We start from the raw sequence: 13072 nt of genomic DNA, 5'->3' as shown, positions 1-13072 counted from the left end.
ACGTCTGACTCGACCGGCATCACCCAACCCTGACCCGCTTTCTGGAACCAGTCAAGTTTTGGTGGGGGTCGGTTCTGTGCCCCCGGTCATCCCGGCCCGGCGGGCGGGCGAAAGCGGACGCCGGAGCAAAGCGCGGCCGGAACCGCCCACGACGCATGGCGGGTAACGAGGATCGCAGAGGAAAGTCCGCGAATCGGGATTGGCGATCAGTCACCGGAGGGAATACCGAGGGGACGAAGGAGGAACCATGTCGCCCACGCAGGTAATCGTCATAGTCCTGGTCGTGCTGGTGGTCGTCGCGGCGCTGGCCGTGGTGCTCCGCCGGGCCGCCCGCCGACGCGCGCTGCAGTCCCGGTTCGGGCCCGAGTACGACCGGGTGGTCGCGGAGCAGGACAGCCGGTCGGCCGCCGAGCAGGAGCTGCGGGGCCGGGAACGCCGGCACGCCGAGCTGACCCTCACCCCGCTCACGCCCGAGTCCCAGGCCCGGTACGCCGCCGCGTGGGAGGAGCTTCAGATCCGCTTCGTCGACTCCCCCGCCGAGACGGTGAGCGACGCGGACGAGCTGGTCGGCCGGCTCATCGCCGAGCGCGGGTACCCGACCGGCGAGTTCGACGACCAGGCCGCCCACCTCTCGGTCGAGCACGCCCAGACGCTGTCGCACTACCGCGACGCGCACGAGATCCGGCTGCGCAACGAGCGCGGCGAGGCCGAGACCGAGGAGCTGCGGCAGGCCGTCGTCCACTACCGGGCACTCTTCGCCGAGCTGCTCGGCGAGGACCCGGTGAGCAGCCACACGCCGGAGCAGCACCACTCCGACACCCCGCCCGGGGACCGGCCGGACGCCACCCCCACCGACCGTCCGCACGACGCCACGAGCCGTTGAGGAGAGCCACCATGCGCCAGGATCAGCAGACGAACAGCGACCACCCCGAGGCCGTCCGATCCACTCCGGTGCCGGTTCCGCCCTCCGGTGACCAGCACGCCGAGGCCGGCCACCAGCGTGACGACGCCACCGACGGCCGGGCCGACCTGCCCGAGGACGTGCTGGACGACCGGGGAACCTTCGACGACCCGGCCATGGCCGGGGAACAGACCGGCGACGACGACGCGGAGCGGCGGGCCGACCGCCGCCGCGACGGCGACGACCTTGACGACACCCGCCCGTACGACACGCGGAACGCCGATTCCGACGACGCGACCGAGTTCCACGAGCCGGCACCCCTGCCGACCGCGTTCGGGGCCACCAGCGTGGGCGACGCCGTGGCAGCCTCGGCGATGGCCAGCGGCCGGCCGGCCGACGAGCGGGACCCGCGTGGCGAGGACACCGCCCAGCCCGGCGACGGCGCACCGGGGCGCACCGACGCGTTCGACGACGAGCGGGCCGACCCGACCGCCGGGGACCGGCTGCACGACCGGGACCGCTGGACGGCGGCCGAGACGGCCGATGAGCACGACGACGCGCGGCACCTGGACAACCGGCACACGGACGACGCCGAGGCCGATCGGGCCGACGAGCACCACGGGACGGACCACAGCCGCGAGGACGCGGTGGTCGCCGGTGCGGCCGGGTACGGCCGGCCCGAGCCGGGCATGACCGACCCGGACACCGCCACCGGCGCGGCCACGACCCGGCCGACGACCGGCGCGGTGCACGAGGACGCCACCGCCCTCTTCGAGCCGGAGGCCGCCCAGGCCTTCCGGGACCGCTGGCGCGACGTCCAGCTCCGCTTCGTCGACGACCCGAAGGCCGCCGCCGGGCAGGCCCAGTCGCTGGTGGACGAGGCCATCCAGGCGCTCGCCGCCGCGCTCGCGGAGCAGAAGACCAAGATGGGCGACTGGCAGCAGACCGGCGACGACACCGAGCAGCTGCGGATCGCGGTACGTCGGTACCGCGACTTCCTCGACCGGGTGCTCGGCCGCTGACCGCCCTTTCGACGCCATCCCTGCGCACGCCCCGGCCACGACGGCCGGGGCGTGCGGCACGTTCGGGACCCGGCCCGAACTGCCCTCGGCTCACAAACCGGGGCTCACGGGGTCCGTTGGGTTCCGGTCCACTCGGCGATCACGCCGTGGGGCGCATCGTCAGCGAACATCAGCCAATAGTCGGCGCCTTCTGCGGCTGCGACGGCGGCGCGCGGGAACATGGCCCGCTCGTACTCAGCGAGCGCGGTCTCGAGGTCGCCGGGGTGCGCGGCGATGGCCCGGCCGAGTTCGGCACCGTCGTGCATCGCCACGTTGGCGCCTTCGCCGTTGGGGGGCGCGAGGTGGGCGGCGTCGCCGAGCAGGGTCACCCCCGGCACCCGGTCCCAGCGGTGCTCGCCGGGCAGGGTGTGGATGGGCCGCGGGACCAGTGGGGTGTCACCGTCGGTGATCAGGGCAGTGAGTTCGGGGGCCCAGCCGCCGAACTCCTCGGCGACCCGTGCCGTTGCGGCCGAGGGATCGGCAAAGTCGATACCGGCGAGCCAGCCCTCCGGTTTGCGGAGCTGGCCGTAGACGTGCAGGGTCCCGCCGCTCTCCCGGTGCGCCAGGATCCCCCTGCCGGGCGCGAGCGCGATCAGTGAACCGCCGCCCACCAGCTCGGCCGCCGCCGGGTGGCGGGTGTCGACGTCGAGCAGGAAGGTCTCGACCGTCGAGACGCCGGCGTATTCGGGGATGGCGCCGGAGAGTAGCGGACGGACCCGCGACCACGCGCCGTCCGCGCCGACCAGCAGGCTCGCGGCGACGGCGGTGCCGTCCGCGAAGACAACCTCGTGGCGGCCTTCGCCGAGGGCCCGCACGTCGATGACCTTGTGCCCCCATCGCACGGTGCCGGCCGGAAGCGAGTCGAGCAGGAGCTGGCGCAAGGCGGCGCGCTGCACCTCGGGTCGATCGCCGGTTCCCTCGTCGGGGTGGTCGAGCCACCCGGTCCCCTCCCGGTCGAGGACCCGGTAGGACTCGCGGCCCGGTAGGACGAGGCCGCGAAACTCCTCGATCAGGCCGGCCGCCTCGAGCGCCAGCTGGCCGTTCCAGGGATGGATGTCAAGCAGCCCGCCCTGGGCGCGTGCGGTCGGCGAAGGCTCCGCCTCGTAGACCGTGACCGGGATGCCCTGGACGTGCAGGACCCGAGCCAGAACCAGACCACCGAGGCCGGCACCGACAACCGTGACTGATGTCGCCATAACCATGCTCTCCCCCACTCGATTGGATTGCCGCTCCAACAAGCTAACACGGCGTTGGAGTGGCAATCCAATCGAGTACGCCGGACCCCACGGCGGCTCGTGTAAGACTGGAGCTCATGGCGACCAAGACTCGGCGGGCCGCGCGGCGCACCGACGCTCTGTCCAGGGAGCTGATCGTCGAGGCCGCGACGCAGATCCTCGACACCGAGGGCGAGGATGCGCTGACCTTGCGCGCGCTCACCATTCGCCTGAGCACCGGATACGGGGCGCTCTACCACCACGTCGCGAACAAGAGCGACCTGCTCGCGGCGGCCACCGACGACGTCATCGCCCAAGTCATGACAGACGTGGCCGCAGATGTGGAGCCGCGAGAGACGCTGCGTGCGGTCGCCCTGAGCCTGTTCGACGCGATCGACGCTCGCCCCTGGATCGGCGCTCAGCTCAGCCGGGAGCCGTGGCGGCCCGCACTGCTGGAGATCTACGAGAGCGTCGGCGAGCAACTCCAGGCGCTCAACGTTCCCGAGCACGCGCTGTTCGACTCGGCGGGCGCACTCGTGAACTACATCCTCGGCGTAGCCGGCCAGAACGCCGCGAACGCTCGGGTCCACGCCTCCAACGAGGCAGACCGGACAGCTTCCCTCGCGGCCGTCGCCGCACAGTGGGCGAAGCTTGACCCCGCCAAGTACCCGCGCTTACACAAGGCCGCAGCGCAGCTGGGCGAGCACGACGACCGCCAGCAGTTCCTGGCCGGCGTCGACCTCTTCCTCGCCGGCATCGAGACCGTCTACCGTCAGAGCGAAGACGACTGAGCTCGCCCAGTGCAGCCGCCGCAGGACGACGGCCGGGCGGTCGGCAACCGCTACGCCTACGCGGCCAGCAGTGGAGCCGTTTCGCCACCTGCCCGGCTTCCATCGTGGACTGCGGAGGCGGTCTCGTGGCACTTGGTTATGGCGTTCAGAAGACTAATGAGTTTGTGGAGGCGTATAACGAATGACGGGACAGGCACCAACGCACCGTAAGCAAGTTCAGCGCATAATAGCCATGCTTTTGGTGTTTGTAGCAGTCGCAGTGGCTTCCTTCCTGTGGCCGGATTCGTCACCGCTGATCCGCACCATCGGCACTGTGCTTATCGTCGGAGGCGCGCTTCTACTGGCGATAGGATTGGCTGCATGGCTTCGGCGGCGGCGGCGCAACCACTAACCCTTTTTCTCGGTGATCCATGAGCCGGGGCAAGGATTGAGTGACAATCCGCGTCTCGGTTTTTTCGGGCCTGTAGGGAGTCTATGTAACGGATTGGCTCGAAATTCCGTTTCGGCGCGCAGTTCGGTCTGGAACCGCACCGGTCAGAAGCTGACGATTTTCGACAACGCCAACTACACCGGCACGCGAGTCTGCCTGAACGCTGGCGGATATGTCGCGGAACTGGGGCCGGAGCGCAGCTTCGACAATGAGGCGGAGAGCTACAAGCTCGCCGGAAACTGTCTCTGATCGATCATAGCGACGCGCGGCGGGGGTGCTGGCCATAGATTCGTATGGCTGGCATCCTCGGCGTCGTGAGTAACTTCGGGGGTGGTCTTCAGGATGGGCATCGGTGTGGGCGCTGACGCTGTCTCCAGTGATGGCCTGACCTACACGGTCGGCCAGACGGTTGCCGTGCGCGAGGCCATGCAGTCCTGAGCGCGTCTACCGGCTGCACATCAACTCGCCCGACTTCGCCGGCGAGCCGCAACTGCCGGCGGGCACCACCCTGCGCCTGACGCCGGCCGCAGAAACCAACTGTCCCGTGGCGCGGACCCTCGTGGCTCCCGCAGACAAGCTTGAGTTGACCCCGAAGTTGTACGCCGACCGGCCGTACCAACTGCTCATCACCACCGCTGAGAACTGCACCGCAGCGCAGACCACCACCGTTCTCCTGCGCAACGAACCACCCGTCCTGGAACGGGCCCGCCAGATCCTCGCCACACAAGCTCCCGCATCCAACGTTCAGGGCTTCCTCGGCACCACCCAGGGTCTCGGAGGCGCCACCGTCACGGTGATCATCGGCGCGCTGATGGCCATCACCCTCCTGCTGTGCCTCGCCGCACTCGTCGTCATCGCCGTCGACCGGCTGATCGAACGCCGCCGGCTCACCGCGGCCCTACGGATCGTCGGAGTGCCCCGCCGAACAGAAGCCGCAGCCGACCTGGCAGAAGTGGCCCTCCCGCTGGTCATCTCGGCGGCATTGGCAATGGCGGCGACCGCAGGTGCCGTCCACGTCGCCATCAAGATCACCGGGTCACCACGCGCCGGTTCGGGCAGATCCTGCTCACACAAGTTGGCCTCACCGCAACCGCCGTGGTGCTGCTCACCGCAGCCGTCTACGTCGGCACCCTGTTAAGAACCAGCAGCGAAGACCTCCGGCGCGAGTAACCCCCGGGAAGCTGGTCGAGCAGGCTGTGGTAGCCGAAACCTGAGCCGGCTTCCCCCGTGGACCACCACGCACGGACGCAGGAGGCCGAAACAAAAGTGGCCTGTCCACAGTGTTGCTTTGTCGGCACCCTGCCCGCGAGGGGTCACGAGATGACTTGTCGCCGTGTGGTCAGCTCAGGGCGTCCTGCCGCACGCTCTGCACGAACGCCGACCAGGATGCCGGGGCGAAGACGAGGGCAGGCCCCGCCACGTCTTTGCTGTCCCGCACGCCGACCACGCCGGGCAGGCTGTCGGCCACCTCCACGCATTCACCCTCGCCACTGCGGCTGCTCTTGCGCCAGGAAGCGCCGGCCAGGTCAGTCATCGTAGCTCTCCTTGATCACCGTGCTCACCAGATCCTCGGAGGCGCGCTCGTCAAGGGCGAGCCCTTGCAAGGTCTGCCACACATCCGAGTATGCCTCGATTTCGTTGGGACGGTCCAGATAGAGGCTGCCCGTATAAGACTCGCAGTAGATCGTGGAGGGTTCTGCGGGGCGAGTCCCGACAGCGGGGAAATTCAGCACGATGAACGCCCCGGCCAGGGACCCCTTGTGCGGACCAGCAGCCAGGGGCAGCAGCCGGAAGCTCACGTTAGGCGCCTGCGCGGCGTTCACCACGTGGGCAAGCTGTCGTCGCCACGCTTCAGGATCCCCGATGGGCCGGCGGATGACCGCCTCATCAATGATCACCTCGAAGCGGGGCGCGGCAGGGCTCCGGCGGCTGAGGAGCTTCTGCCGCTCCATTCGCAGAGCCACCTTCTGGGCAACCTCCTGAGGCGTCCGACCCTGCTTGAGGGCGAACACCGTCGCCATGTACTCCGGCGACTGCAACAGGCCGGGAATCAGGTTCGGCTCGTATTGCCGAACGTGGCAGGCAGCGGCTTCGAGTCCTACGTACAACTCGAACCATGCGGGAATGGCATCTCCGTATACATGCCACCAGCCCTTGCTTTTGCTCTCCTTGGAGAGGCTCACGAGGACCTCGGTCAGCTCAGCCGGCGTGCCGTAGTGCTGGCACATGAGGGTCACGTCGTGGGTCCGTAATGGAGTCCGTCCGCTTTCCAGTCGGTACATCTTGGCGCGGGACCATTCCAGCGTCTGAGCCGCAGCCTCCAGATTGACGCCAGCTTCCTCGCGCGCCTGTCGCAGCAGCCTGCCGAGCTGCCGGCGGGGCACCGAAGAACCAACAACATCGTTCACGTTTCTGCCTCCGTCTTGGTTCGCCGCACTTACCCGTCTCATCTGGCACAGACTGCGCAGAGAAATGACGCGCTGTCAATATATTCCTGCGAAATGCGGCTTCGCCTGTTGCAGCGGGTGTCATCAGCCCTTGAACGTGAGCAGTAGCGAAGTCGGCGACTGGTTCTGGGAGGCAGCAGGTGGCAAAGATCAAATGGTTTCAGCGGCAAGACGAACCGATGGACGTGGTCGAACGATCGGCCTACTCCAGGCGGACCGGCGCACACCGCGAACCAGATTCTTCCTCGCAACAGAGTAAGCCCGCTGCCGACGTCGTGTGTGCCCGCCAAGCCGCCAAGGGCGATTTCCCGGACGAGAGCCGGCATGGTTAGCCGAAGCCGGTCCGGGATGCCCTTCGCCGTCGTCCTGGCGAGGTACGCGATCGACTTTCATCATCGCAACGTCTGTTCCAAATGCGGTGACAACGGGTGCCCGAGGCTCGTCCAGGCGCGCAAGACGCTTGAGGCTTGGCGGAATCGGAGGCAGGGATGAGCGACGACGCTCCCGTCAAGGACCACAAGGGCGATCAGATCCAGCAGGCGGAGCGGGAGGCGGCCCGGCGGCGCATTCTCGCGCAGGCCGAGGCGGATCGGATACCGGTCGAGGAGACCACCCGGGCGGTGCCGGATCGGCGGTGGCGTCGTGGAGAGCGGTGACCGGCTGCCGGTCGGTCGGCGGGTGGCGTACTGGCGGGTCCGGCGGAAGTTGTCCCAGCAGGTCTTCGCCGACCGGCTCGGCAAGTCGAAGAGCTGGGTGGACAAGGTCGAGCGTGGTGTCCGCGCCCTCGACAAGCTCTCGACCCTCCGGGCCATCGCCGCGGTGTTGCGGATCGACACGGCGATGCTGCTCGGCCGGGACGCCCGGCCCACCGACGTGACCCGGTGCACCGAGGGCGTGGACCGGATCCGGGCGGCCCTGTCGACGTACGACATCGCCCTGGGCCGGTCGGCGGCGCGCGGCCCCGGCTGGCCGGCCGATCGGGTGGCGGGGGACATCGCGCACGCGTGGACCACGTTCCAGCACGCCCGGTATCCGCAGGTGATCGCGCTGGTGCCGGGCGTGTTGGCCGGTGCGCAGCGCTGCCACGCCGACGACCCGGGAGCGGGCCGCGCGTTGCTGGTCGAGGCGTACCGGGTGACCGCGTCGCTGCTGGTGAAGCTCGGCGAGGCCGATCTGGCATGGTTGGCCGCCGACCGGGCCTTGGCCGTGGCGACCGGCGAGCCGGTGCTGGTGGCCGCCGCCGCCGTGCAGCTCGGCCAGGTGCTGCGCGCCTCCGGGCGGGCGCGGGCGGCGATGTCGACGGCGCTCGCCGCCGCGTACCGGATCGCCCCTCCCGACCCGGACGATGCCCGACCGGCGGAGCTGTCGTTGTGCGGAACGCTGCTCGTGCAGGCCGCCCTGGCGGCGGCCCGGCACGGGGACGACCGGGCCGCCACGGAGCTGTTCGGCGAGGCCGCCGAGCTGGCGCTGCGGGTGGGCGAGGGCCACGACCATCACCGGACCGGATTCGGGCCGACCGCGGTCGAGCTGGCCCGGGTCGCCGCCGCCGTCGAGTTGGGCGCGGCCCGTGAGGCGGTCGCCTGGCACGAGCGGGCCATCGGACGGGACGGCTGGCGGTGGCTGCCCGCCGAGCACCGGGCCGCGCACCTGCTCGACGCCGCCCGCGCCTATCTTCAGGCCGACGATCCGGCCAACGCCGGCCGGGCGCTGGTCGACGCCGACCGTACCGCGCCGGCTGAGCTGCGTCACCGCCCGGCCGCGCGGGAGGTGGTCGCCCGGGTGGCGCGCGACCCGCACGCCCCGGCCATGATCATCGCACTCGCCGCCGCCCTCCGGGTGACCTGAGGAACAACTGCCCCCCGCCCCGCCCCGCCCCGCCCCGCCCCGCCCCCGCGATCTTGCAGTTGGGGCCCCGGCAAAGTCGACAAAACACCCTTGATGGGGGCCCTAAGTGCAAGATCGGCGCGGTGGAGGGGCGGGGACAGTGCGGGCGCGGTGGAACGGCGGGGGCCGGGGCGGGGGCGGGGAGAAGGGGGGGGCCGGGGCGGGGCGGGGAGAAGGGGGGCCGGGGCGCGGGCAGGGCGGGAGGGGGGCCGGGGCGCGGGCGGGGCGGGAGGGCATGTCAGGGGCGCTGCGGGGTACGCCGGGGGGATCAGGCAGGCACTCGGGGACAACGGGAGGGCAGCAGGATGACGGATCGCGAGCCGAGCGCCGGGCGACCGCTGGAGGAGAGCCCCGAGGTGGCCGCGGCGGTGGACGACGAGAGTACGGTGCCGCAGCTGGTGACCGGTGGCGGAGCCGACCGGGACACCCCGTCCTTCGCCGGGCCGGGCGACGTCCCGGAGGGTGCCGGCTCGACCGATGACCTGCTCGGCGACCCGCACGGCGGGGGCACGGGGGCCGGCGGGGACAACATCCGCACCGGCGCGGAGCAGGAGTGGGAGCCGGAGGACCTGGTGCGGGCCCGGGGCCAGGACCTGACGCCGAAGAACGTCGAACGGGCCCGCCGCGACCTGGCCGAGCAGGGCCCGGCGGCGGTGGAGAAGACCGTCCCCTGACCGGCGGGGGCCCCTGGCCCGACCGGTGAACGGTCGGACCAGGGGCCGGGGAACCTGCCGCTGGGAGTGCCTCACTCCTCGCCTGCGGCGGGTAGGCGTGCCGGGTGGTGCGTCAGAGCGCCGGGTAGGCGTTCTGCATGAGCTGGGAGAACTGCGCCGCGAACCAGGCACCCGAGATCGGGGCGTCCGGCAGGGCACCGCTCATGCTGTTGCCGTTGCGGGCGTTACCGGTGTAGGTCGGGTCGCACATCCGGTCGAAGCCCTTGCCCTCGTTGTTCGGGATCTCCTTGCTGGAGCCGTCCGACTCACCCGGGGGCTTCACCCAGACGTAGGCGTCGATGCCCGCCTCGGGAGCGGCCTGGGGACGCTCGCCGAGGCCAGCGCCGGCCTGGTTGCACCAGTTGCCGAGGTGGATCCGACGGTCGACCCGGCCGCCGTTGACGTAGGTGTCCACGCTGGTCGTCGCGCCCGGGCCGGTGGGCCGAGCGGTGCCGCCCCAGCCGTTGCGGGAGGTGTCGATCAGCATGCCGATGTTGCTGTTGAAGCCGACCGAGACCAGCTTGGTGCGGAACGCCTGGGCGAACGAGAGCTCGTCGACGTAGAAGTTCCAGTCGACCCACTTCGACTGGCGAACGGAGGTGCCGTTCACGTTGTCGGTGATCTTGATGTACGGCTCACGCAGCGCCGAGTAGTTGGCGGTGTTGACGATGAAGCCGTGCACGTTGTTCACGGTGCTGCCGGAGGCGACGGCGGCGGCCTTGAGCTGGTCGGCGGTCGGGCCGAAGTTGCTGTCCCAGCCGATCCAGCCGTGGTGCGCGGCGTCGATGTAGTTGTAGACGTTGCCGAGCGCACCCAGCTTCGCCAGGGCGTACCCGACGCCGTTGACGTAGGCGCCGTTGGCCTTGACCGTGTCGCACATCGCGGTGCCGCCGGGCTGGCCGGAGGTGTTGGTCACCAGGTTCGGCAGCGAGTCGATCTCGATGATGTTGACGATCCGCAGACTGGCGTACTTCGCGTCGCCCTGGATCGCGGCGATCGGGTCGATGTACTCGGCCTTGTACCGGGGCAGGTCGTTCGGGCCCAGCTCACCGTTGGAGGCGAGCGCGGCGCAGTCCCGGCCGGGCAGGTTGTAGACCACGAACTGGATGTACTTGGCACCCTGCCGCAGCGCCTCGTCCAGGTGGGCCCGGACGCCCATCGCCCCGTTGGAGCTGCTGCCCGACGTGCCGTTGATCGCGGCGATCCGGTCGATCCAGACGGCGGTCGGGTTGTTCGACACCCGGCTACCGCCGGTCACCGCTTCGGCCTTGGCCTTCCACTCGGGGTTCACGTACCCCTTGGCGTTCAGGTAGGGGTTGTCCACCTTCTGCCCCGGCGGCGGCGTGGTGGGCGGCGGCGTCGTCGGAGGCGGCGTGGTGGGCGGCGGGGTGGTGGGCGGCGGGGTCGTCGGCGGGGGCGTGGTGGGGGTGCTGCCGTTGCAGGTCACGCCGTTCAGGGTGAACGAGGTGGGCTTCGGGTTGCTGCCGCTCCACGCGCCGTTGAAGCCGAGGCTCACGCTGCCGCCGCTGCCGATCGAGCCGTTGTACGACTCGTTCGCGGCGGTCACGTTCTGCCCGCTCTGGCTCCACTTCGCCGACCAGCCCTGCTGCACGCGCTGGCTGCTGTTCGGGAAGGTGAAACCGAGGTTCCAGGAGCTGACCGCGTCACCAAGGTTCCTGATGGTGACGCTGGCGGTGAATCCGCCGGCCCAGTCGTTGGTGGTGTAGTCGACGCTGCACGCGGTCGCGGCTTGGGCCGCGGTGACCGGGATGGTCACCAGGACGCCGGCGGCCAGGACACCCACACCGGACAGTGCGAGCGCCCGGCGACGGCCGGACAGTCTCTTCCTCATACTCATGGCACAGATCTCCTTGGACGAGACCGGACTCGCGGCCCGGCGGATCGGCGCGTGACGTCCTGGGTGGACGGTCGACGACGCCACGGGGGGTTTTCGGGGTGCCCGACCCGGACGGGCTGTTTTTGGTGGTGGTACACGACCGGCACGAACGGCCGGGCGGGCGGCGGACGTCGTCCGGTGGACACCGGTGCCCTCGACATCTGCCTGGCGCGGTGTGGCTCCCCGTACCGCTGGGGGAATTCTTGCATGGGAGCGCTTCCATGGCAATGGTTCGATGCGTTGCCGGCCGGCGCAAACCTGGACGGCCGCGCCCGAGCGGTGCCTGGAGGCGCGATTCGGTTCAGGCGGGACGACGCGGCCCGAGCGCACCGGCTCACTCGAAAGAGTGCGCGACAACCCGGCCGGTCGGCAACCCGGAGGGCCGACCCAGATCATCCGACACAAGCGGCGAACCACCGCTAACACTCCTTCCACCCGAGTGGTTGCAAACTGGAAAACGTGAATCTTTCCTCTGATAGCTCGCAAACCCGTCTAGCGTCGTTCGTAGCTCGACCAACGTCGGGCTCAGGACGAAGAGGGATGGAGTGACGCAGGTCATGGCAAACAAGATGCTTGCGAAGGTCGTTGCGGGTGCCGCTCTCGGTGGCGCGTCCCTGCTGGTGTTCGCGCCCGGGATCGCGTTCGCAGACGGTCACCAGGGCGGTGAGGCCAACGAGGGCAAGATCATCGTGAAGCCGCACGTCGTTAAGCCCGGCCATGAGGTCACCCTCGTGGAGATCTGCACGGAGCGTCAGGAGCAGGCATTCGTCTGGTCCAAGGTCACCGGCACGGTCAAGCTGCGCCCGGCCGAGGGGCACGAATTCCCCGGGGACAAGGGCGGCAAGCCTGGCGAGCACGGCGACGAGCAGGGCGAGGACGGCAAGGGCGAGCACGGCGACGAGCAGGGCGAGCACGGCAAGGGCAAGCCCGGCGGCGAGCAGGGCGAGGACGGCAAGGGTAAGCCCGGCGGCGAGCACGGTAAGCCCGGCGGCGAGCAGGGCGAAGACGGCAAGGGCAAGCCCGGCGGCGAGCACGGTAAGCCCGGCGGAGAGCAGGGCGAAGACGGCAAGGGCAAGCCCGGCGGCGAGCAGGGCAAGCCCGGCGAGGACGGCAAGCCCGGCGACGAGCAGGGCGAAGACGGCAAGGGCAAGCCGGGCGAGGACGGGAAGGGCAAGCCCGGCGAGGAGCAGGGCAAGCAGGACGGCAAGGGTGGCGGCGCCGCCGACAACTCCTACGGTTCGGAGGAGGGAAGCGACTACGCGCACGCCCGGCAGTCCGAGGAGGAGCGCGGCAACAAGCACGAGAAGGACTGGCGGGGCGAGGGCTCCGACCAGGGCCGCGACGAGAAGCCCGGCTGGGGCAAGGACGAAGAGTCCGGCAGGGACCGCGACGACAAGCCCGGCTGGAGCAAGGACGAAGAGTCCGGCAGGGACCGCGACGACAAGCCCGGCTGGGGCAAGGACGAAGAGTCCTGGGAGCACAAGAAGGACTTCGTCTACTTCGGCGAGGCCAGGGTCTCCGAGGACGCCGAGCCGGGCCGGCACAAGATCAACGGCCGCTGCGGCGAAGGCGAACTGATCGTCCTCCCGCGGGGGCACGTCGAGGGTGGTGACGGTGGCGCGAGCACCGGCACCGACCGCGGCCTGGCCACCACCGGGGCGGGCATGCTGGGCGCCGCGGCGCTCGGCGGGATCGTCCTGATTCGGCGTCGGGCCAATGGGTCCTTCGTCTGAC

13 protein-coding genes are annotated in these 13072 nt (G+C 70.2%); 9 read left to right on the top strand and 4 right to left on the bottom strand.

All coding sequences use genetic code 11. The features are described 5' to 3' along the window. Positions 1-247: 247 nt before the first annotated feature. Positions 248-883, top strand: a complete 636-nt coding sequence (locus SNR22_RS17255) for a hypothetical protein (RefSeq protein ID WP_320067606.1) — start codon at positions 248-250, stop codon at positions 881-883. Positions 884-894: 11 nt separating this feature from the next. Further along, positions 895-1923 (top strand): hypothetical protein, encoded by a 1029-nt coding sequence (locus SNR22_RS17250; protein ID WP_320067605.1) that lies wholly within the window; start codon positions 895-897, stop codon positions 1921-1923. A gap of 104 nt (positions 1924-2027) precedes the next feature. Here SNR22_RS17250 and SNR22_RS17245 read toward each other — a convergent pair whose 3' ends face one another. After that, complete coding sequence (locus tag SNR22_RS17245) at positions 2028-3158, bottom strand: NAD(P)/FAD-dependent oxidoreductase (RefSeq protein ID WP_320067604.1); 1131 nt, start codon at positions 3156-3158, stop codon at positions 2028-2030. Between the two features lie 116 nt (positions 3159-3274). Between SNR22_RS17245 and SNR22_RS17240 the strand changes: the two genes are divergently transcribed. The 3 genes from SNR22_RS17240 to SNR22_RS17230 all read left to right on the top strand — a co-directional run bounded on the left by SNR22_RS17240 (position 3275) and on the right by SNR22_RS17230 (position 5535). Beyond that, positions 3275-3967 (top strand): TetR/AcrR family transcriptional regulator, encoded by a 693-nt coding sequence (locus SNR22_RS17240; protein WP_320067603.1) that lies wholly within the window; start codon positions 3275-3277, stop codon positions 3965-3967. 403 nt (positions 3968-4370) lie between these two features. Continuing rightward, entirely contained in the window at positions 4371-4646 is a 276-nt protein-coding gene (locus tag SNR22_RS17235; RefSeq protein ID WP_320067602.1) for a peptidase inhibitor family I36 protein, read from the top strand. Positions 4647-4941: 295 nt separating this feature from the next. Then, positions 4942-5535, top strand: a complete 594-nt coding sequence (locus SNR22_RS17230) for a hypothetical protein (protein ID WP_320067601.1) — start codon at positions 4942-4944, stop codon at positions 5533-5535. A 201-nt stretch (positions 5536-5736) separates the two neighbouring features. Here SNR22_RS17230 and SNR22_RS17225 read toward each other — a convergent pair whose 3' ends face one another. Together SNR22_RS17225 and SNR22_RS17220 are read right to left on the bottom strand one after the other, a co-directional pair. Beyond that, positions 5737-5931 (bottom strand): DUF397 domain-containing protein, encoded by a 195-nt coding sequence (locus SNR22_RS17225; RefSeq protein WP_320067600.1) that lies wholly within the window; start codon positions 5929-5931, stop codon positions 5737-5739. Continuing rightward, positions 5924-6847 carry a helix-turn-helix domain-containing protein gene (locus tag SNR22_RS17220; protein WP_413775651.1) on the bottom strand — a complete coding sequence of 308 codons (924 nt, stop codon included), beginning with the start codon at positions 6845-6847 and terminating at the stop codon, positions 5924-5926. Before SNR22_RS17220 ends, SNR22_RS17225 begins: the two co-directional genes overlap by 8 nt. 485 nt (positions 6848-7332) lie before the next feature. Here SNR22_RS17220 and SNR22_RS17215 point away from each other — a divergent pair, with 485 nt between their 5' ends. The 3 genes from SNR22_RS17215 to SNR22_RS17205 all read left to right on the top strand — a co-directional run bounded on the left by SNR22_RS17215 (position 7333) and on the right by SNR22_RS17205 (position 9402). Then, positions 7333-7500, top strand: coding sequence for a hypothetical protein (locus SNR22_RS17215; protein WP_320067598.1), 168 nt, complete (start codon positions 7333-7335; stop codon positions 7498-7500). Beyond that, a complete protein-coding gene (locus SNR22_RS17210) occupies positions 7487-8689 on the top strand; it encodes a helix-turn-helix domain-containing protein (RefSeq protein WP_320067597.1) in 1203 nt (400 codons plus the stop codon). The genes SNR22_RS17215 and SNR22_RS17210 overlap by 14 nt, the downstream gene beginning before the upstream one ends. 344 nt (positions 8690-9033) lie before the next feature. Next, a complete protein-coding gene (locus tag SNR22_RS17205; protein WP_320067596.1) occupies positions 9034-9402 on the top strand; it encodes a hypothetical protein in 369 nt (122 codons plus the stop codon). Positions 9403-9514: 112 nt separating this feature from the next. Here the strand turns inward: SNR22_RS17205 and SNR22_RS17200 are convergent, their stop codons facing one another. Continuing rightward, positions 9515-11299 (bottom strand): glycoside hydrolase family 6 protein, encoded by a 1785-nt coding sequence (locus SNR22_RS17200; RefSeq protein ID WP_320067595.1) that lies wholly within the window; start codon positions 11297-11299, stop codon positions 9515-9517. 596 nt (positions 11300-11895) lie between these two features. On the opposite strand from SNR22_RS17200, the gene SNR22_RS17195 reads away from it, so the two are divergent. Then, on the top strand, positions 11896-13071 hold the full coding sequence (locus SNR22_RS17195; protein ID WP_320067594.1) for a hypothetical protein: 1176 nt from the start codon (positions 11896-11898) through the stop codon (positions 13069-13071). Position 13072 lies beyond the last annotated feature (1 nt).

The organism is Micromonospora sp. RTGN7, assembly GCF_033804645.1.
Taxonomy (GTDB): Bacteria; Actinomycetota; Actinomycetes; order Mycobacteriales; family Micromonosporaceae; genus Micromonospora.
This window is presented reverse-complemented; position numbering and strand designations above follow the sequence as displayed.

Excerpts from the sequence above, each read along its gene's own strand:
- SNR22_RS17220 (WP_413775651.1), bottom strand. The coding sequence starts at position 6,847 with ATGAGACGGGTAAGTGCGGCGAACCAAGACGGAGGCAGAAACGTGAAC.
- SNR22_RS17250 (WP_320067605.1), top strand. The coding sequence starts at position 895 with ATGCGCCAGGATCAGCAGACGAACAGCGACCACCCCGAGGCCGTCCGA.
- SNR22_RS17205 (WP_320067596.1), top strand. The coding sequence starts at position 9,034 with ATGACGGATCGCGAGCCGAGCGCCGGGCGACCGCTGGAGGAGAGCCCC.
- SNR22_RS17195 (WP_320067594.1), top strand. The coding sequence starts at position 11,896 with ATGGCAAACAAGATGCTTGCGAAGGTCGTTGCGGGTGCCGCTCTCGGT.
- SNR22_RS17215 (WP_320067598.1), top strand. The coding sequence starts at position 7,333 with ATGAGCGACGACGCTCCCGTCAAGGACCACAAGGGCGATCAGATCCAG.
- SNR22_RS17255 (WP_320067606.1), top strand. The coding sequence starts at position 248 with ATGTCGCCCACGCAGGTAATCGTCATAGTCCTGGTCGTGCTGGTGGTC.
- SNR22_RS17245 (WP_320067604.1), bottom strand. The coding sequence starts at position 3,158 with ATGGCGACATCAGTCACGGTTGTCGGTGCCGGCCTCGGTGGTCTGGTT.
- SNR22_RS17200 (WP_320067595.1), bottom strand. The coding sequence starts at position 11,299 with ATGAGTATGAGGAAGAGACTGTCCGGCCGTCGCCGGGCGCTCGCACTG.
- SNR22_RS17225 (WP_320067600.1), bottom strand. The coding sequence starts at position 5,931 with ATGACTGACCTGGCCGGCGCTTCCTGGCGCAAGAGCAGCCGCAGTGGC.
- SNR22_RS17240 (WP_320067603.1), top strand. The coding sequence starts at position 3,275 with ATGGCGACCAAGACTCGGCGGGCCGCGCGGCGCACCGACGCTCTGTCC.